General features: G+C 57.0%; 13 protein-coding genes. 7 read left to right on the top strand and 6 right to left on the bottom strand.

Annotation, left to right across the window (positions count from 1 at the left end):
* Positions 1 to 16 precede the first annotated feature (16 nt).
* The gene (mepA, locus tag NH461_RS13225) at positions 17 to 763 is read left to right on the top strand and encodes a penicillin-insensitive murein endopeptidase (protein ID WP_315903225.1); all 747 of its coding nucleotides are present in this window, start codon (positions 17 to 19) and stop codon (positions 761 to 763) included.
* 70 nt (positions 764 to 833) lie between these two features.
* Here the strand turns inward: mepA and NH461_RS13220 are convergent, their stop codons facing one another.
* The 3 genes from NH461_RS13220 to rdgC all read right to left on the bottom strand — a co-directional run bounded on the left by NH461_RS13220 (position 834) and on the right by rdgC (position 3,668).
* Positions 834 to 1,088 (bottom strand): YfhL family 4Fe-4S dicluster ferredoxin, encoded by a 255-nt coding sequence (locus NH461_RS13220; protein ID WP_261600799.1) that lies wholly within the window; start codon positions 1,086 to 1,088, stop codon positions 834 to 836.
* A 5-nt stretch (positions 1,089 to 1,093) separates the two neighbouring features.
* On the bottom strand, positions 1,094 to 2,485 hold the full coding sequence (gene yegQ / locus NH461_RS13215) for a tRNA 5-hydroxyuridine modification protein YegQ (protein WP_261600798.1): 1,392 nt from the start codon (positions 2,483 to 2,485) through the stop codon (positions 1,094 to 1,096).
* Positions 2,486 to 2,756: 271 nt separating this feature from the next.
* A complete protein-coding gene (gene rdgC, locus NH461_RS13210; protein WP_261602910.1) occupies positions 2,757 to 3,668 on the bottom strand; it encodes a recombination-associated protein RdgC in 912 nt (303 codons plus the stop codon).
* Between the two features lie 169 nt (positions 3,669 to 3,837).
* Between rdgC and NH461_RS13205 the strand changes: the two genes are divergently transcribed.
* The 5 genes from NH461_RS13205 to NH461_RS13185 all read left to right on the top strand — a co-directional run bounded on the left by NH461_RS13205 (position 3,838) and on the right by NH461_RS13185 (position 12,316).
* Positions 3,838 to 5,073, top strand: coding sequence for an exonuclease SbcCD subunit D C-terminal domain-containing protein (locus NH461_RS13205; RefSeq protein WP_315903248.1), 1,236 nt, complete (start codon positions 3,838 to 3,840; stop codon positions 5,071 to 5,073).
* A gap of 118 nt (positions 5,074 to 5,191) precedes the next feature.
* Complete coding sequence (locus NH461_RS13200) at positions 5,192 to 8,962, top strand: AAA family ATPase (protein ID WP_261600796.1); 3,771 nt, start codon at positions 5,192 to 5,194, stop codon at positions 8,960 to 8,962.
* A gap of 177 nt (positions 8,963 to 9,139) precedes the next feature.
* Positions 9,140 to 9,829: a phosphate regulon transcriptional regulator PhoB gene (gene phoB, locus NH461_RS13195; RefSeq protein WP_261600795.1), complete on the top strand. Its 690-nt coding sequence runs from the start codon at positions 9,140 to 9,142 to the stop codon at positions 9,827 to 9,829.
* Between the two features lie 68 nt (positions 9,830 to 9,897).
* Positions 9,898 to 11,202: a phosphate regulon sensor histidine kinase PhoR gene (phoR, locus tag NH461_RS13190; RefSeq protein ID WP_261600794.1), complete on the top strand. Its 1,305-nt coding sequence runs from the start codon at positions 9,898 to 9,900 to the stop codon at positions 11,200 to 11,202.
* Between the two features lie 184 nt (positions 11,203 to 11,386).
* Entirely contained in the window at positions 11,387 to 12,316 is a 930-nt protein-coding gene (locus tag NH461_RS13185; protein ID WP_261602909.1) for a PstS family phosphate ABC transporter substrate-binding protein, read from the top strand.
* 134 nt (positions 12,317 to 12,450) lie between these two features.
* Here the strand turns inward: NH461_RS13185 and ppx are convergent, their stop codons facing one another.
* Genes ppx through NH461_RS13170 form a run of 3 tightly spaced genes read right to left on the bottom strand, consistent with a single transcriptional unit; the run spans position 12,451 to position 16,647 of the window.
* A complete protein-coding gene (gene ppx / locus NH461_RS13180; RefSeq protein WP_261600793.1) occupies positions 12,451 to 13,950 on the bottom strand; it encodes an exopolyphosphatase in 1,500 nt (499 codons plus the stop codon).
* Positions 13,943 to 16,102 carry a polyphosphate kinase 1 gene (gene ppk1, locus NH461_RS13175; RefSeq protein ID WP_261600792.1) on the bottom strand — a complete coding sequence of 720 codons (2,160 nt, stop codon included), beginning with the start codon at positions 16,100 to 16,102 and terminating at the stop codon, positions 13,943 to 13,945. Before ppk1 ends, ppx begins: the two co-directional genes overlap by 8 nt.
* Positions 16,103 to 16,143: 41 nt before the next feature.
* Complete coding sequence (locus NH461_RS13170; protein WP_261600791.1) at positions 16,144 to 16,647, bottom strand: glycine cleavage system protein R; 504 nt, start codon at positions 16,645 to 16,647, stop codon at positions 16,144 to 16,146.
* Between the two features lie 261 nt (positions 16,648 to 16,908).
* On the opposite strand from NH461_RS13170, the gene NH461_RS13165 reads away from it, so the two are divergent.
* Positions 16,909 to 19,179, top strand: a complete 2,271-nt coding sequence (locus NH461_RS13165; protein ID WP_261600790.1) for an ABC transporter permease subunit — start codon at positions 16,909 to 16,911, stop codon at positions 19,177 to 19,179.
* Positions 19,180 to 19,195 lie beyond the last annotated feature (16 nt).

The following is a 19,195-nucleotide window of genomic DNA, read 5'->3' as shown; positions in this document are numbered from 1 at the left end:
CAGTCCGTGGGAGAAAATGACTCAGCCGAGTCCGGGCCAGTCGGAGTCGATCGGGACATACAACAATGGCTGTCTGGCCGGGGCGGCCAGCTTGCCGTTGGAGGGGGAGGGCTATCAGGTAATGCGTTCCTACCGGGGACGTTATTACGGCCACCGGGAGATGATCCGTTTTCTGCACGATCTTTCCCATCAGGTGCGGCAATTACAGCTGGGTCAATTGTTGGTCGGGGACATTGCCATGCCGCGTGGCGGGCGTTTTACGTCCGGCCATACCAGCCATCAGACCGGGCTTGATGCCGATATCTGGCTCAAGATGGCCGACCGGCCCTTGAGCGACGCTGAGCTGGTGGATGTGCAGCCGTTGCCCATGGTTCATCTCAAAGACTATCGGATCAACCAGGAAAACTGGGGGGAGCAGCAGGCGTTGCTGGTGCAACTGGCAGCCGCGGATGTGCGGGTGGCGCGGATTTTTGTCCACCCGGTGATTAAAGAGCAGCTCTGCCAGCGGCAGTGGACGAGCCGGGTCTGGCTGCGCAAGGTGCGGCCCTGGTGGGGGCACTATTATCACTTCCATGTCCGGTTAAACTGTCCGGCAGGCGATACGAGTTGCACCCCGCAGCAGGCGCCGCCGCCGGGCGATGGCTGCGGTGCTGAGCTGGCGTCCTGGAAGCCGCTGATGACCGAAAAGCAACCGAAGAAAAAAACGGCCCGCAAGAAAGCCAAACCAGTGCCGCCGGAACAATGTCTGGCCTTGCTGAAATAACCGTTCTGTCTGCGGTGCCGGAAAAACAAAAAAAGCGCCCGCAGGCGCTTTTTTGGATTGGTGAACCGGCTCAAGCCAGTCCTTGCAGCGTGACGAACTTTTCCAGCAGCTCGTCGTCGCTTTCGACATGCTCGGGGTCGAGGATGATGCAGTTGGTGATCGGGCACACCGACTGACAGGTCGGCTTCTCATAGTGCCCTTTACACTCGGTGCATCGGTCCGGATCGATCTCATAGATCTCCGGCCCCATGGTGATCGCCTCGTTCGGACACTCGGGATCACACATGTCGCAGTTAATGCACTTTTCTGTAATAAGCAGTGCCATGGCGATTACTTACCGTCTTTTGGTCCATGCGGGTTACGGGTGTTCTCACCTGAGTTTAGATTACGCATCAGCAGGCCGTAGGCCAGATCCATATCGGCCGGAACCGGGATGAATACAAAGTGGCCGTTACCTTTGGCATCGGTGATCGCTTCTTCTTTACGGTTTTCCATCGCTTCCAGCGTGAAGATCACGTTGCCGTTCGGCGTCATCAGCTCCATGCTGTCGCCAACCATGAATTTGTTCTTCACTTCGACTTCTGCCAGATCGCCGCGACGCTTGCCGGTGAACTCACCCACAAACTGCTGGGAGTCAGAAATCGAGTAACCGTACTCGTAGTTCTGGTACGCATCGTGGGTGTGGCGACGCAGGAAGCCTTCAGTGTAACCCCTGTGCGCCAGGCTCTCCAGCGTGCCCATCAGGCTCTCATCAAACGGCTTGCCAGCAACGGCATCGTCGATCGCTTTACGGTAAACCTGCGCGGTACGGGCACAGTAGTAGAACGATTTGGTCCTGCCTTCGATTTTCAGCGAGTGCACGCCCATTTGGGTCAGACGCTCCACGTGCTGGATGGCACGCAGATCTTTGGAGTTCATGATGTAAGTGCCGTGCTCGTCTTCAAACGCCGCCATTTTTTCATCCGGACGGTGTGCTTCGCTCAGCAGCATCACTTCGTCAGTTGGCTTGCCTTTGCCGATCGCCACTTCCGGACGCTCAGGCTCTTGCATCTGCACTGCAGACGCTTCCTGAACTTCCACGATCTGGCCGGAATCATCTTCAGTGGCTTTTTCAGCTTTGTATTCCCAGCGGCAGGCGTTGGTGCAGGTGCCCTGGTTCGGGTCACGCTTGTTCATGTAGCCAGACAGCAGACAGCGGCCAGAGTAAGCCATGCACAGCGCACCGTGAACGAATACTTCCAGCTCGGTTTCCGGGCAGTGCTCGCGGATCTCTTCGATCTCTTCCAGCGACAGCTCACGCGAGACAATCACACGCTCAACGCCTTGTGAGGCCCAGAATTTCACCGTGGCCCAGTTCACAGCGTTCGCCTGAACCGACAGGTGGATCGGCATTTCAGGGAAGTTTTCGCGCACCATCATGATCAGACCCGGATCAGACATGATCAGGGCGTCCGGGCCCATCTCGACGATGGGTTTCAAATCGCGGATGAAGGTTTTCAGTTTCGAGTTATGCGGCTGAATGTTACAAACCACGTACAGTTTTTTGCCCTGTGCGTGTGCTTCGTCGATCCCGATTTTCAGGTTGTCGTGGTTGAACTCGTTGTTACGAACACGAAGGCTGTAACGTGGTTGGCCGGCGTACACGGCATCTGCACCGTAGGCAAATGCGTAACGCATGTTTTTCAGGCTGCCCGCAGGCGATAACAATTCAGGTTTAAACATAGCTCTTATAATCCAGTGTCTGATTGCAAATCAGGCCGCATCTCCTGGGATGCGGAGTTGAGGCGGGATTTTACTGTGATCCCACCCACAAAGGCAATGGATACAGGGATAAAGTGGCGGTCTCGGGCTACCGGGACTGGCAAGTGGTCGGGACGGCTTGACGGTGGACGGTGTAAAAGCAGAGGCGGGGAGAAGCGCTGCTGCGGGTTTGAAGCAGAGCGGCGACACCATGCGTGCGCCGCTCATGAATTTTAGGGCTCAGGTTTCAGCGTTAAGCTTTGGCTTCCAGACCGCCCAGTTCGTCGAACAGGTTCGGCAGGAAGGCCGAGAATTCACCGGCCATCAGTGACAGATCGGCGTCAATACGCTGCGCGATATCGTCACGGTCGATGTCTTCATTCTGATCCTTGAGCTCATCGGCAAACTTCAGGCGCTTGAGCGACAGATCGTCACCGAGGATGAAATCAATCCGGTCCTGCCAGTTGATCGCCAGTTTGGTGACCATCTTATCGGCTTCGATATGGGCCAGGATTTCGTCGCAGCTCAGATCCTGCTGTTTACAGCGGATCACGCCGCCTTCTTCCAGAAGGGCTTTCAGCTCGGCCTCTTCACCAATGGTGAAGCCGTTCGGCGAGGTGCCGGAGCGCACCCACTCGGTCATGGTCAGCTCGGCCGGTTTCTCAGCGGTGACCGGCACCACCGGCAGGCTGCCGATTGATTTGCGCAGCAGCGCCAGCAGATCTTCGGCTTTCTTGAAGCTGCCGGCATCGACCAGGATAAAGCCTTGTTTTGGCATGATCAGCGCATAGGTTTGCTGGCGACGGCTGAATGCACGCGGCAGCAGATCCATCACGATCTCATCTTTCAGGGTATCTTTTTCGCTTTTCTTCAGCTTGCGTCCCTGCTCGACTTCCATCGCTTCGACTTTCTCGCTCAGCGATTCTTTAATCACGGAAGACGGCAGCATTTTTTCTTCTTTGCGAGCGCAGATCAGAATGCTGTCACCAACGACATGGGTGAATAGATCACCGTGCTTCCCCAGCGCATGGACCCAGCCGAATTTCTGCATATCCTGGCTGCCGCACGGGGTAAAGCGAAATTCTTCCAGCTGCTTTTCCAGCTGATCCGGGTTGAGTTCGATCTCACGGCTAAAGCGATAGGTCAGTACGTTTTTAAACCACATCATGGAGGTTACACATCCTAGGTTGAGCATTGGGCTGTCAATCTTATTGCATCAGGTGCGATTTGTCGCAGACTTTCTGACATCAAACCGGTGGGTTTCGGGGTTGGGAAAACTGTGGAGTCAGGTACAATCGGAGGCAGTTTTTCTGATGAGCAACCCGTTTCCGACGATGAAAATTCTCCATACTTCCGACTGGCACCTCGGCCATCAGCTGCATGGCTATCAACGCGATTACGAGCACCAGGCATTTCTTGACTGGCTGGCTGACACCCTGGAGCAACACCAGGTGGATGCCCTGCTGGTGGCCGGTGATATTTTTGATACCGCGAACCCGCCGGCCAGTGCCTGGCGGATGCTGTACCGCTTTATGGCCCGGCTGGCGAAATCGATGCCGACGCTGGATGTGGTGATGATCGGCGGTAACCATGACTCGCCGAGTAAGCTCGATGCGCCGCACGAACTGCTCAAAGCGTTTGACCTGCACATGGTGGGCGGGATCCACCGCGACGCGGACGGCAACCTGGATCACCAGCGCATGCTGGTGCCGCTGACGGACAAGGACGGCGAGCAGGCGGCCTGGGTGCTGGCGGTGCCATTTCTGCGCAGTGCTGATTTGCGCACAGACAATTTAGATGCGGAAGACGATCGCCTGATCAAAGGGGTGGAAATCCTGTACCGGGAGATGACCGACGCGGCGCGGGCGCAACAAGCGGATCATCAGGCGCTGATTGGTATGGGGCACACCTACATGGCCTCCGGCAAGCTGTCTGAAATGTCCGAGCGTCGGGTGCTCGGCGGTAATCAGCATGCGCTACCGGCGTCGATTTTTGCCGACGACATCAGCTATGTCGCCCTGGGGCACCTCCACCTGGCCCAGCGGGTCGCCAAGCAAGAGCATATTCGTTACAGCGGCTCGCCATTGCCGTTGTCGATGTCCGAGCGCGGCTATAACCATCAGGTGGTGCTGGTGGAACTCGACGGCGCGCAGGTCAGTGAGATCACCCCGATTGCCGTGCCACGGGTGGTCGACATGCTCAAAGTCCCGGCTTCTCCGGCACCGCTTGAACAGGTGCTTGATGAGCTGTCGGCCTTGCAGGTTAACGAGGCCCCACGCGAGCAGCAGCCGTTTCTCGAAGTGCATGTGCTGCTGGATAAACCGCAGGCGCTGCTGCGCGAGAAAGTGCTGACGGCGCTGGAAGGCAAAGCGGTCCGGTTGGCTAAAATTACCCCGCATTATCGCCAGCAGGCGCAGCAGGAGACGCTGGCCCACCAACGGCTGTCCGATGTCTCGCCGCAGCAGGTATTTGCCCTGAGCTGGAATCAAAAATATGACGGCGAGCCGGATCAGGCCATGGCGTCGGCATTCGAGCACCTGCTGATCCAGCTGGAAGAGCAGGACACCTGAGGTGCAGCGGCCAGAATACAGCCGCAACCACTAAACGCTGCATCCGAAAGTTTAAATGAAAACAACGAACAAGCGGTAAATCAAACGCTGTCACCAACAGTCGTGGATGAGTATCACCATGAAAATTTTAGCGCTACGTGGCGAGAACCTCGCCAGTTTACAACATAAATTCGAGATTGATTTTGCCAACGGCCGGCTCGGCGATGCCGGTCTGTTTGCCATCACCGGCAAAACCGGAGCCGGGAAATCGACCCTGCTCGATGCCATTTGCCTGGCCTTGTATGACCGTATTCCCCGCCTGCAATCGAATAAAAAAAATGATGCCGAAATCGGTCGCGATGACGATGCCGGGCGGATCAAAGCCAATGATGTGCGCAGCATTCTCTCGCGCGGTAAAGCGGAAGGGTTTGCGGAAGTTGATTTTGTCGCCAATGACGCCACCCACTGGCGGGCGCATTGGACGGTGCGACGGGCCCGTGGCCGGGCGGATGGCCGGATCCAGGCCTCAGAGCAATGGCTGGAAAATATCGAAACCGGGCAACGCTTCGCCGGCAAAAAACAGGAGTTGCAGGCCGAGATTGAGCGCCTGATCGGCCTGTCGTTTGATCAGTTCCGCCGTGCGGTGATGTTGCCGCAAGGGGAGTTTGCTGCGTTTCTGAAAGCCGGCGCCGATGAGCGGGCGGCATTACTGGAGCGCATGACCGGCGGCGAAATTTATGGCCGCTTGTCGGTGGCCGCTTATGAGCGGGCGCGGGAAGAAAAACAACAACTTGGCCAGTTGCAGGCCAAGCTGGGCGATATTGCCTTGCTGAGTGATGAAGAAAAGCTGCAGCTCGGTGCGCAGGTCGACGCCCTGAAACTGGCGATCAGCCAACTGGATGAGCAGATCAACGCGTTGGCGGGTCACCGTCAGGTGCTGCGCAATGACGCGGTGCTGGCGAGCCGGGTTGAAGAAACCCGGGAAGCGCTGGCAGCGGCGCAGCAATCACAAACTGAGGCCGCGCCACGGTATGAGCAGCTGAGCCGGGTTGAACAGGCCCAGCCGGCGGCGGCTGATTTTTCCCAGTTGCAGCATACCCAGCTCCAGCTTTCGCGGCTGGAAAAAGCGCTGGTGCAGGCCGAACAGACCAAACAGCACAACCAACAGGTACTTGTTGACAGTGATGGGGCGGTGCAGGCGGCAAAACAAAAATTGAAAGATGCGCAGCAGGCGTGGCAGGCACTGGAGCCGAAGCTGAAACAGGCTTCGGCGATGGATTTACAGCATCGCGGCCTGCAGCAACAGCTGGACGAAATTGAGCAGCATGCCTGGCAACAGACGCAGACGCTGGCGGAACACCAGCAGCGCCAGCAGCAATATCAACAGCAGCAACGGGATCTGCATCAGCGTCAGCAGCAACTGGTGCGGATACTGGAGCGTGATCAGGCGCTGGCCGGGGTTGCCGAGCAATACCAGCCGGTGCTGGATAACCTGGATCAATACCTCAGTGCCCACCGCACCCTGGTAAGGCTGAGCCAGGAAAAGCAGCAGATCCAGCAGGAGCAGCAGCGTTATCAGCAGGACTCGGCGGTGCTGAACCAGCAGATGCAGGCATTGTCGCAACAACAAGCGGAACTCGATGCCCAGTTGGCCGGGCAGGATGCTGCTGCGCTGGAGCAGGCCCAATACGAAGCCCAGCAGCGGTTCAGTGAGTTGCAGCAACAGCGTGACACCTTGCATCAGGCGATGTCCGGCCTCAAAGAGTGGGGTGCGGTGTTGCAGCAAAAAAACAAGCTGGTGGCTGAGCTGCGGGAGTGGCAGGACTATCAGCGCCAGGCCGAGCAACGGCTGGCGGTTCTGGAGCCTGAATTGGCGACGCTGGCGACGCAATACCGGGAAGCCGAGCATGCCTACCAGCAAAGCATGGCGGTGGTGAACCTGAGCGAGTACCGCAGCCAGCTTAAAGATGACGAACCCTGCCCGTTATGCGGTGCGCTGGAGCACCCTTACGCCGAGCAGCATCCGGCCGTGGAGGGGATGTTGCACTCGCTGCGCCAGCGGTTGCAGGCGCTGGCTGAGCAGCGTCAGGCCGGGGAAGGGGAGCGTCAGCATTTGTTGCAGCAACTACCGCAGTGCCAACAGCGACTGGCGGGGATCAATCAGGATCTTCAACAGTTCGAGCAGTTTATTGCGCAACTGTTTGACCAACTGACGGCTCATTTCAGCCAACTGGAAGGACTGGAGACGCTCCAACAGGGCAGCGACCGCGATCAGCTGGAGCAACAGATGGGGCACTGGCAGCAGACTGTCGAGCAGACGCAGCAGGAGCTGCGACAGTTGCAGGCCGGTCTGGAGCAGCGTCAGGTTCAGATCCGTCAGGTCCGCCAGTGGCAACAGCAGTACCAGCAGGTGCAGCGTGCCGAGGCCGAACTGAAAGAAATTCAGCACCAGCTTGAGCAACAGGCGACCCAGTGGCAGGGACGCCTCGCATCGCTCGATGAGCAGAGCCAGACCCAGCACGAAATTCTGGATGCCCGCGCCCGGGCGTTGAACGACCAGTACGGTGATGATCAGTGGTTGGACATGCTGCGCCAGCAGGGTGCAGAGCAATTTATCCAGCAGTTGAAGTATCAGGTTGAGCAGTTCCTGGGCAGCCAACTGGCGCTGCGTGACGTGGAGAAACAGCTGACTGAGCTGGCACCTAAGCTGGCCGAGTGCCATACCGCGCTGACGGGCTTGCAGCATCAGCTCAGTGACGGTCAGCACAAGGCCAACCAACTGCGCCTGCAGGCGGCCGAGCTGTGGCAGCAGCGACAGGCACTGGTGGGCGAGGCGGATCTCGAACCGCTCGAGCAACGCCATAAAGCGGCGATTGATTCGGCGCAGCAGGCGCTGGGAGAGGCCGAAGCAACCCAACGTCAGGCCGGGGAAGCATTGGCGGCCGCAGAGTCGACCCGCATCAGCAGTCAGCAACAGCTCCAGGAGACTCAGGCCCAGCACCGTGAAGTCGTGCGGCGCTGGCTGGACTGGCAACAGAAACTGGGACTCAACGAGCATCAGCTGATGCAGTTGCTGAGCAAAGAAGACACCTGGCTGGCGCAGGAGCGTCAGGCGCTGAAAGCGATTGAGCAGGCAGTCTCAGCGGCGCAGACCCTGCTGGCTGAACGGGAGCAGGCCGTGGCGGAGCATCAGGCTCAGGCTGAGTTGGCCCGTCAATGGTTTGCCCGTCATGAAATCAGTGAGGAAGCTACTGAACAAACCCGGCAGCTGGAAGCGTGGCAGCAGCAAAAGCAGATGCAGGAAGAGCAGTTGTTCCAGCACCGCCAGCGGTTGGCTCAGGGTGAGCAGGCCGAGCAACAGGCCGGCGCGCTGACCGAAGCACTGAGCCGCCAGCAGGTGCAAACCGAGCTGTGGCTGAAAATGAGCGAGTTGATTGGCTCGGCGACCGGCAACAAGTTCCGGACTCTGGCGCAGGGGCTGACCTTGCAGCAACTGGTGCTGCTGGCGAATGAACACTTGCAGGATCTGGCACCGCGCTACGCCCTGCAACCGGTGCCGGGCAGCCCGCTGGCGTTGCAGGTGGTCGACCATGATATGGGCGATGAAGTGCGCAGCGTGGAGTCGCTCTCCGGTGGGGAGAGTTTCCTGGTCTCGCTGGCCCTCGCGCTGGCGCTGGCGTCTCTGGCAGCCGATACCCGTCAATTGGGATCATTGTTTATTGATGAGGGCTTCGGCACGCTGGATCCGGACAGTCTGGAAATGGCACTGGCCTGTCTGGATGCCCTGCAGGCCGATGGCCGTCAGATTGGCGTGATCTCGCATGTCGGCACCCTGGTGGAGCGGATCGGAGTACAGGTCGCGGTGGAAGCGCAGGGTGGCGGCCGCAGCCGGATTGCCGTCAAAGGTTAAAGGTCGGTTTTTATAACTGATTGATAAATCATAAAACATTTCATCAAAACTGAAGCGCATCCCCACTGGTACTGCCAGCTGGCGAGATGCGCTTTTTATCGTAAAAAGTCACAAAAGTGTCATAATAAGAACACATAATGTCGCTCGACAGACAACAACTACTAGGTATTCATCATTATGGTTAGACGGATTCTTGTTGTAGAGGATGAAGCGCCGATCCGCGAGATGCTGTGTTTCGTGCTTGAACAGAAGGGCTACGAGGCCATTGAAGCCGAAGATTATGACGCGGCACTGGACAAGCTGTGCGAACCCTATCCGGAACTGGTTGTTTTGGACTGGATGTTGCCGGGCGGCTCAGGGATCAATCTGATCAAACATTTGAAACGTGACGAAATGACCCGCCAGATCCCGATTGTGATGCTGACGGCACGTGGCGAAGAAGAAGACAAGGTGCGTGGCCTGGAAGCCGGCGCCGATGATTACATCACCAAGCCATTTTCGCCGAAAGAGCTGATGGCACGCCTGAAAGCGGTGATGCGTCGGGTTTCCCCGACTTCCCTGGATGACGTGATTGATGTACAGGGGCTGAAGTTGGATCCGGTTTCTCACCGGGTGACGTCGAATGAAGAGCAACTGGACATGGGACCAACCGAGTTCAAGATGCTGCACTTTTTCATGACGCACCAGGAGCGTGTCTACAGCCGTGAGCAGCTGCTGAACAATGTCTGGGGTACCAATGTGTACGTTGAAGATCGGACGGTGGATGTGCACATTCGTCGTCTGCGCAAAGCCCTGGAAAGCACCGGCCATGACAAAATGGTCCAGACGGTGCGCGGCGCGGGCTACCGCTTCTCCACCCGCACGTAGCCCCATAAACTATCGTTATCGTTTGAACGCAGCAGCGCCCCGGGGCTGCTGTGTCAATGGAGTCCTCAATGGTTGAACGGCTGTCGTGGAAAAAGCTGGTCTGGGAACTGGCTTTCTTCTACCTGCCCTGGATTGCACTCGGTTGGATCTTTGGTTATATGCCCTGGTTTTTGCTGGTGGCGACCTGGATCCAGTTGATCTGGCATTTTCATAATCAGTTGAAAATGTCGAACTGGCTGTGGAAAGAGCGTAGCCTGACCCCACCTTCCGGCTCCGGAAGTTGGGAGCCGCTGTTTAACGGAATTTACCGCTTGCAGCAACGCAACCGTCGCCGTCGTAAAGAGCTGGCGACCCTGATCCGCCGTTTCCGCAATGGTGCGGAATCCCTGCCCGATGCCGTGGTGGTTTTTCGCAGTGAAGGCAATATCGTCTGGTGCAATAAGCTGGCGCAACACTTGTTAGGGTTCCGCTGGCCCGACGATGCCGGACAACCGATCAGCAATCTGCTGCGCAGCCCGGATTTTGTCCGCTATCTGGCCAAGCAGTCTTTTGACACGCCGCTGGAAATCACCTCGCCGCTCAATTATGACCGGACGCTGGAGCTGCGGATCATGCACTACACCGAAGGGGAATACCTGATGGTGGTGCGGGATGTGTCCAAGGTGAAGCAGCTTGAAGGCATGCGCCGTAACTTCTTTGCCAATGTTTCCCATGAGCTGCGCACGCCGATGACGGTGTTGCAGGGCTATCTGGAAATGTCCAAAGATCCCGAAATGCTGGTTGGCCCGATGTGGGACAAGGCACACGGGGTGATGACCGAACAGTTACTGCGGATGAATTCGCTGGTCGAGCAACTGCTGACGCTGTCAAAGATTGAAGCTGCGCCGAATATCGAGCTGGAAGAGATCATTGATGTACCGGCCATGCTGGATATTCTGGAAAAAGAGGCGATCTCGCTGAACGGTGGCAATGAGCAACTGTTTACTTTTGATGTTGATCCGTCGCTCAAGGTGCTTGGTGATGAAGATCAACTGCGTAGTGCGATTTCCAACCTGGTTTACAATGCGGTCAAGCACACCCCGGATAATGCCCAGGTGCTGGTTCGCTGGTATCGCACGCCTGCCGGTCCCCGGCTGGAAGTGACCGATAAAGGCGAGGGGATTGAACCGCAACATATTCACCGCTTAACGGAACGATTCTACCGGGTGGATAAGGCCCGCTCGCGGGAAACCGGCGGGAGCGGCCTGGGCCTTGCTATTGTGAAGCATGCGCTGAGTCACCATGACTCGCATCTGGAAATCGAAAGTGTGGTCGGCGAGGGCAGTACCTTCGCCTTTACCCTGCCCCAGCGGTTGGTGGCTGCGGCGGCCTGAGCCAGCGCCTTCGTGGCCTGACGCCGGCGGTACGTGGTTTGGATAGCGGCAGAGATCCCTTCGGGCGATCTCACGCCGCTTTTGTCGTTTTTATTTGAGCCCGAACAGGAGAGCCGATATTCGTGTTATGAAGTTCAGTCATGTCTGTCTGCGTCTTGCGGTGTGCGTGCTGCTTGGCAGTTGGATGACGGCCGTTCAGGCTGTTGCGCCGGATCCTGAAGCCAGCTTGGAGCGGTACCGTAAGGTGGGCGGAGTTTCGGGGAACCTGTCCTCGGTGGGGTCCGATACCTTTGCTAACCTGATGACCTACTGGTCGGAAGAATTCAAGCGTCTGTATCCTGGGGTGAATGTTCAGGTTCAGGCCGCGGGATCGTCGACGGCCCCGACGGCACTGATCGAAGGGACGGCGCAGCTGGGGCCGATGAGTCGCCAGATGAAAGCCAAGGAAATTGAAGCCTTTGAGCAGGCGTATGGCTATGAGCCGGTGGCGGTTCGGGTGGCGATTGATGCGCTGGCGGTGTTCGTTCATGAGGACAACCCGCTGCAGGGCATTAATTTTACCCAGCTCGATGCCATTTATTCCCGGACCTTACGCTGTGGCGGCACCGAGCCGATCACCCGCTGGGGACAGCTTGGATTAAGCGGCAGTTGGGCCGCGCGGCGGATCCAGTTGTTTGGTCGTAATTCAGTGTCCGGTACTTATGGTTTCTTTAAACAGCGCGCGTTGTGCCAGGGCGATTTTCGCAATAACGTTAATGAGCAACCCGGCTCGGCGTCGGTGGTGCAGTCGGTTTCGAGTTCGCTGAACTCGATCGGTTATTCCGGGATTGGTTACAAAACCACGGGCATCCGGGCGATCCCGGTAGCTCGGGAAGGTGACGATTACGTAGAAGCGACGATCGAAAATTCGCTGAGTGGCCGCTACCCGCTGGCCCGCTATCTCTATATTTACGTCAACAAGCACCCGAACCAGCCGATGCAACCCCTGCAGGCGGAGTTCATTCGTTACGTCTTGTCCAGTGAAGGCCAGGCTATTGTTGAAAAAGACGGTTATGTCCCCTTGTCGGCGGGCATGGTCCATGCCGATCTGCATCGGTTGGGGCTGACGGACTGAGTTTGGCCTGAAAGACTGGATTTGACTTGAAGGCAAGTTTGACCGGAAAGACGAGATGGCAGCACCGCGTGAAAAAAGCCGGGCATGGGCCCGGCATTGATTCTCGGCGGCGATCAGAGAGAGCGGGTGACCGCTCAGGAAGTAATCGCCAGTTTCCAGCCGGCCCGGCTCCAGTAGTCCTGCTCCACTTTCAAATCGGCAGCCAGCAACTTGTTGTTCTCTTCCCAGCCCTGGGGCAAGGTAATTTCCCAGAGTTCCTTATCGGCTTTGACCTTGATCCGCGGCAGCGGCTCATCGGAGCGTTGCCCGTTCAGTGCCACGGCCAGTCGTAGGGTCCGGATCAGCGGATAGAGGTGCTTGCGCTTGTAAATGGTCAGCTCCGGCATCTCATTCAGCTTCAGGCTCTTACGTTGGAATCGAACCAGGGTCGCCAGTACCGATTGTTGCTCAAAGTTGAAGCCCGGCATGGTGCTGTGGCGCAGCAGGTAGGCCGAGTGACGGTGAAAACCCGGATAGCTGATACTCAAGCCGACTTCGTGCAGCAGGGCTCCCCAGCTCAGTAAGGTTGCCAGCTCGCTTTTGGCAAGACCGGGTTGGGATTCCACCTGATCATAGAGCATTTCCGCTGTGGCCTTGACCCGGTTGGCCTGCTCGAGATCGACATTGTATTGTTCAGCCATGGCGCTGGCCGTGCGGGTCCGGATATCACTGTGGCGGAACCGGTCCTCCATTTCATACAGCAAGCCTTCGCGCAGCGCACCGTCTGAAAACACCATTTCTTCGATTTTCAGGGCCTTGAAGACGGCATTGAGGATCGCAACCCCGGCCGGAAAGACCGATTTACGATCATCGGTCAGGCCCGGCAGTGTCAAATCATCGGTATGCTTGAACTGAAGGATCTTCTCCGTCAGCTCGTGGAGCCGCGCCGGGGTGATGATGCCGTCACTATGGCCGGATTCGACCAGCACTTCGCGGATCGCTTTAATGGTGCCGGATGAGCCGAGGGCACTGTCCCATCCGCTGCGGCGGTATTTCCCGGCAATACTTTCCAGTTTCTGCTCCGCCGCTAGCGTGGCGGCAGCCATGTGTTTGGCGTTGATCTTGCCTTTGCCGAAGTGGTTCTTGTGGTAACTGACACAACCCATATGCTTGCTGGTCAGCAGATGGGCATGGAAATCCTCGCCGATCACCAGCTCGGTGCTGCCGCCGCCGATATCCACCACCAGTTTGCGGTTCTTCTCCGGTTGGGTGTGGGCCACGCCGAGATATATCAGGCGGGCTTCTTCGGTACCGGGGATAATCTCAATGGGATACGGGATCACCCGCTCAGCCCGCTTGATAAACACGTGGGCATTGCGGGCCTGGCGCAGCGTGTAGGTGGCGGCGATCCGCACATTGTCCGGGTCAAATCCCTGCAGACGCTCGGCAAACATCGCCAGGCAGTCTAGGCCGCGCTGAATGGCAGCCTGATCCAGGTTTTGATAGTCATCCAGGCCGCTGGCCATATGGACACGCTGCTTGTGCCGGCTGATGATCTGCAGGCTTTGACCGACGACCCTGGCCACGACCATATGAAAGCTATTGGAGCCAATATCGATCGCAGCTATTTCACGGGGGCGTTCATTATCAATCATTGTTCATCATCGCTTTTTCTACTTTTTCGGTTGGTGCAGACTGCTCCGCTTTCTCTGATTTCTCCGCCTTCTCGGCGTCTTTTGCCTTCTTGCGCAGCTGTTTCTCAGTTTGCTTCAGATAATCATAGATCTCAATTTGCGAGCGGATCTTGCGGCGGTTCCCGCGCGGCACGTACTGATTGCTCATCTCTTTGTCGACAATCCGGGCCTTCACGGTATCACTGAGCTGAATATTGAGGATATCAATAATTCGCTGCTTGAGGGCCGGGTCCCGGATTGGGCTGCCGACTTCAATCCGGTTGTCGATGTTGCGGGTCATCCAGTCGGCAGAAGAGATAATCACTTCCGGATCCCCGCTGTTTTCAAACACCATCACCCGCGGGTGCTCTAAGAAGCGATCGACGATACTGATGGCCGAGATATTCTCGCTGATCCCTTTCAGTCCCGGGATCAGCGTACACATGCCACGGACGATCAGTTTGATCTCCACCCCGGCGCCACTGGCCTGGTACAGCATGTTGATCAGGCCCTTGTCTACCAGATTGTTGACTTTCAGTATAATCCCGGCCTTCAAACCTTGCTTGGCATGGGCAATTTCGCGATCAATCAGATCATAGAGACGACTGCGGGAATTGCGCGGTGAGACAATCAGGTGCTTGAATTTCACCGGCCGGTACGGATTTTCGATATAGCCGAATACCTGACGCACTTCTGCGGTGATTTCATCATTACAGGTCATCAGGGAGAAGTCGGTATAGATCCGCGCCGTTTTTTCGTGGAAGTTCCCGGTCCCGATGTGGGCATAGCGCACCAGCCGGTCGTCTTCGCGTCGGGTGATCAGGCACAGCTTGGAGTGAATTTTCAACCCGGGCACCCCGAACACCACATGCACACCGGCTTCGGTCAGGCGGCGGGCCCAGAGAATGTTGGCCTCCTCATCGAATCGAGCCTGCAACTCAACCACCACAGTGACGCGCTTGCCGTTGTTGGCGGCATCGATCATCGACTCGATGATGCGGGAGTTTTTGGCGACCCGGTAGATGTTGATTTTGATCCCCAGCACCTTCGGGTCATAGGCCGCCTGGCGCACCAGCTCGGTCATATGGTTGAAGGTGTGGTACGGATAGTACAGCAGGATATCCTGGGCTTTGATGGCTTCAAACGCATTGCGGGCGTTGGTGAAATGGAAGCTGTCCAGCGGTGGCAGCGGCTTGTTTTCCAGGTAGTTGCGGCCGACATTCGGGAAGCCGATAAAGTCTTTGAAGTTGTGGTAGCGGCCACCCGGAATGATACTGTCGTAACTGGAGACTTTCAGCATCCGGCACAGCACATCAACCATATCGGCCGGCATGTCCCGCTGATAGACAAACCGTACCGGCATCGCCGTCAGGCGCTGGTTCAGGCCTTCCGACATCTGCTCCATCAGGCTGTGTTCGACTTCCAGGCTGAGGTCGTACTCGGCATCCCGGGTCATCTTCATCGAGTAAGCGGCCAGGTTGTCATAGTCAAAAAAGCCGCTGAAGATGTCATCCAGGCAGAAACGCAGTATGTTATCGAGCAAAATTAAAGTCTTGCGTCGTTTGCCTTTGGCCTCCGGCAACTGAATGAAACGCGGCAGCTGGTCGGTCGGGATTTCGATCAGCGCATAACGTTTCTTCTGATCCTGCTGCATCTCGACAGCCAGATAGGAGTATTCATCCTTGAGGAATTCCAGCAGATCAATGTCGGCCGTCAGCAGGATCGGGGTGACGTGGGGCAAGATGGCATTGCGGAAGTACTTGCGCAGCCAAACCTGCTGGTTGTCATCCAGCTGTTGTTCATTGACCAGAAAAATATGGCGCCGGGCCATTTCCAGCAGGATTTCGTTGTAGAGGCTGTCGAAGTCCTGGTTGAGCTTCAGGACCCGGCTCTGAATCTTACTGAGTAATTGCTTGGCGCCCTGATCGCCGCCTTGCTCTTCGTTGATCAGGATCCGGCGTTTCACGTCAGCAAAGCGAACCTGGTAAAACTCATCGGTGTTGCTGGAAAAGATCCCCAGAAAACGCACCCGTTCAATCAGCGGCACCGACTTGTCTGCCGCTTCCTGAAGGACGCGTTCGTTAAAGGAAAGCCAACTTAATTCTTTTTCTAGATAGAGAGGTTCCGTGCTCATTGTGTTCCTGCTAATAAGCTTGAGGGCGAAATGAAAGGCGATCAGTTGTCATCAATATCGATATTGAGATCATCTGCCAGTTTTTCCAGCTCATCCTGGACAGTGTCTAACTGAAGTTCAGCCGGCAGCTCAAGCTGAAAGTCAGCGATAAAAATCGGGTAGCCCCAGTTCGGCGCACTCTGGGTGTCGGTTTTGAGTTTGTTGATGTTGATCCCCAGCTCTTTTAGCTTGCCGGTGACTTCTTTGACAATGCCGAGGCGATCGTTCCCGGTGACTGTGAGGTGGTGCAGGGTGGTGATCGGGACGACTTTGCTGTCGTCTTCGACAATGTGGATCTGCAGGTCGGCAATGTCAGCCAGAGCCCGGCTGAGGAGTGGCACGTACTGAGTGGCGACTTCAACCTGGACAATTCCGGCAAACTGTCCGGCGAGTTTGCTCAGGCTGCTGGCGAGCCAATTGCCATGGTTTTGGTAAACCGTTTCAGACAGGGTCTCCACCAGACCCGGGCGATCTTTACCGATCACTGTAATCACGAGATGCTTCATAACGACGTCCTTTTTCGTAATAGGCTAGTTCATTATGTGAGCATGTACATGATCTGTCTAGATGCATTCATCAGGCGGCCATTGAAATCAGTCTGGGGTCATAAATCATTAAGACTAATGACATTTTATTGCAAATTTATGTCAATCTAATGGGCCCGCGCCGGGTTGGAAAAGGGAAGTGGTCAGCGCTCCGAAAGCTGTCATATAATTGTCATCTAAAAGACATATTATTCGTAAACGTATAAATTTTTTGAGGTAATAATGGCGGACGCCGGTGATTTTTTAAGAGGAGACAGCCCTGGACGCCGGGTAAAAGACAAACTGGCGCGCTATGGGGTGACGGCCGGCGGCATTTTCGTCCTTGTTACTTTAGTTCTGATTTTCTTCTACTTGCTCTATGTCATGATGCCGATTTTTGCCTCGGTCAGAGTGACGTCCCAGCAGGCGTTCACGGCGTCTTTTTCTGATCAGCCGGCGGCGATCCGAGTCAGTGAACAAAACGATCTGGCCTACCGGTTATCGACGCAGGGAACCCTGAGTGTTGTGTCGATTGACGGTGCGCAGGCCGGCCAGGTGATCCGCCAATTCAAAGTGATGGCGCAGCCCACCAGTGTGGCGCAGACGCTGCCGCGGGAAGAGATTTTTGCCTACGGCAACGGCGCGGGTCAGGTGGTGCTGTTCAAGCCGGTTGCCGGTGTCACGTTTTCTGAGCCGGCTTCGCACCCGGCGCAAGCGCTGTTTAAACCGCAGACGATGCGGCAAAGTCACCCTGAGATTACCTACCCCTTGGGGCGTGATCCCATCCAGTTGGATCCGCAGCAACAGCCGGTGATCCGCTTGGCGGCATCGTTGCGTGACGATCGCGGTGTGATTGCCGGGGTCACGGCTGATCAGCGGCTGCGGGTGGCGACCTTCGAACAATCAGTCCGGCTGCAAAACCAACAGGGTACGTGGCAGTCGCGTTTCTTTGCGGTAGATGGCGTGCCGGGGCAGATTGAAGCACTGGCGGTGACGCCGGATGCCCGCACCCTGTATGCGTTGGGGGGCCAGTGGCTTTATGTGGTTGCATTACGCGGTGAGCAGTCATATGTGCGCGAAGTGGTGGATCTCGGGACTGAGCCGGGCAGCGCGTCGCAGCTGACTTTACTCTCCGGGGCCAACTCGTTGTTGATCCGCACCGGAGCGCAGGAGATTGCCCAGTGGTTTGAAGTGCTGCGCGATGGGCAGCGGCAGATGGTAAAGGCGCGTGAATTTAAGCTGGCGCCGGGCAGCCCGGCGGCACATCTGGTCCCGGAGTATTCGCGCAAAGGCTTTTTCGCGGTGCAGCAGGATGGCACGTTGTCGGCCTTCTACACCACGGTCAAAGGGCCGATTTATCAGGAAACTCGATTTGAGCAGGTCCCGGCGTGGATGGCGATTTCGCCCCGGGCCGATCGCTTGCTGACGGTCAATGGTGATCAGTGGCAGGTTTACCGGGTCAATAATCGTCACCCGGAAATCGGTATTGCCTCGCTGTGGCAGAAGATCTGGTATGAAGGCTATCCCGAGCCGGCGTATGTCTGGCAGTCGACCTCGGCCAGCGATGAATTTGAACCCAAGCTCAGCTTGGTACCCGTGGTCTTCGGGACCCTGAAAGCCGCGTTGTATGCCATGGTCTTTGCGATCCCGCTTGCTTTGGCCGGGGCGATTTATACCGCTTACTTTATGTCTTCCGCGATGCGTCAGGTGATCAAGCCGACGGTGGAGATCATGGAAGCGCTGCCGACGGTGATCCTGGGCTTTCTTGCCGGGATCTGGCTGGCACCGGTGATTGAAACACATCTGCCCGGGGTGCTGTTGATGATTCTGGCGTTTCCGCTGGCGATGCTGGTGGTCGGCCTGATCTGGTCGTTGTTGCTGCCGGCGGCCTGGCGGGTCCGCTTGCCGGGTGGATTGCACCTGATGGTGCTGGTCCCGGTGATTATCCTGCTCGCCTATGGCTGCCTGAGCTTAGGACCGTGGCTGGAGCAGGCCCTGTTCGACGGTGATTTGCGAGTCTACCTGGCCAGTGAGTGGGGCATTGGGTATGACCAGCGCAACACCCTGGTGGTGGGCATTGCAATGGGGTTCGCGGTGATCCCGACGGTCTTTACGATTGCTGAAGATGCGATTTTCTCGGTGCCGGGCCATCTGACCAGCGGCTCGCTGGCATTGGGGGCGACCCATTGGCAGACCCTAACCCGGGTGGTGCTGCTGACGGCCAGCCCGGGGATCTTTTCTGCCATTATGATGGGGCTGGGGCGAGCCGTCGGCGAAACCATGATTGTGCTGATGGCGACCGGCAATACCCCCTTGATGGACTGGAATATCCTCGAAGGGTTACGCACGCTGTCGGCAACGATTGCGATTGAAATGCCGGAGTCTGAAGTCGGCAGCTCGCACTACCGGGTGCTGTTTCTGGCGGCGTTTGTTTTGTTTGTATTTACATTCCTGTTTAACACCATCGCAGAGCTGGTCCGCCAGCGGCTGCGTGAGCGATACAGCTCGTTGTAGGACGAGCATTCACAGG

Origin of the sequence: Photobacterium sp. TY1-4, from assembly GCF_025398175.1 — a bacterium.
In the GTDB taxonomy this organism is placed as follows: Bacteria; Pseudomonadota; Gammaproteobacteria; order Enterobacterales; family Vibrionaceae; genus Photobacterium.
This window is presented reverse-complemented; position numbering and strand designations above follow the sequence as displayed.

Excerpts from the sequence above, each read along its gene's own strand:
- mepA (WP_315903225.1), top strand. The coding sequence starts at position 17 with ATGACTCAGCCGAGTCCGGGCCAGTCGGAGTCGATCGGGACATACAAC.
- NH461_RS13220 (WP_261600799.1), bottom strand. The coding sequence starts at position 1,088 with ATGGCACTGCTTATTACAGAAAAGTGCATTAACTGCGACATGTGTGAT.
- yegQ (WP_261600798.1), bottom strand. The coding sequence starts at position 2,485 with ATGTTTAAACCTGAATTGTTATCGCCTGCGGGCAGCCTGAAAAACATG.
- rdgC (WP_261602910.1), bottom strand. The coding sequence starts at position 3,668 with ATGTGGTTTAAAAACGTACTGACCTATCGCTTTAGCCGTGAGATCGAA.
- NH461_RS13205 (WP_315903248.1), top strand. The coding sequence starts at position 3,838 with ATGAAAATTCTCCATACTTCCGACTGGCACCTCGGCCATCAGCTGCAT.
- NH461_RS13200 (WP_261600796.1), top strand. The coding sequence starts at position 5,192 with ATGAAAATTTTAGCGCTACGTGGCGAGAACCTCGCCAGTTTACAACAT.
- phoB (WP_261600795.1), top strand. The coding sequence starts at position 9,140 with ATGGTTAGACGGATTCTTGTTGTAGAGGATGAAGCGCCGATCCGCGAG.
- phoR (WP_261600794.1), top strand. The coding sequence starts at position 9,898 with ATGGTTGAACGGCTGTCGTGGAAAAAGCTGGTCTGGGAACTGGCTTTC.
- NH461_RS13185 (WP_261602909.1), top strand. The coding sequence starts at position 11,387 with ATGACGGCCGTTCAGGCTGTTGCGCCGGATCCTGAAGCCAGCTTGGAG.
- ppx (WP_261600793.1), bottom strand. The coding sequence starts at position 13,950 with ATGATTGATAATGAACGCCCCCGTGAAATAGCTGCGATCGATATTGGC.
- ppk1 (WP_261600792.1), bottom strand. The coding sequence starts at position 16,102 with ATGAGCACGGAACCTCTCTATCTAGAAAAAGAATTAAGTTGGCTTTCC.
- NH461_RS13170 (WP_261600791.1), bottom strand. The coding sequence starts at position 16,647 with ATGAAGCATCTCGTGATTACAGTGATCGGTAAAGATCGCCCGGGTCTG.
- NH461_RS13165 (WP_261600790.1), top strand. The coding sequence starts at position 16,909 with ATGGCGGACGCCGGTGATTTTTTAAGAGGAGACAGCCCTGGACGCCGG.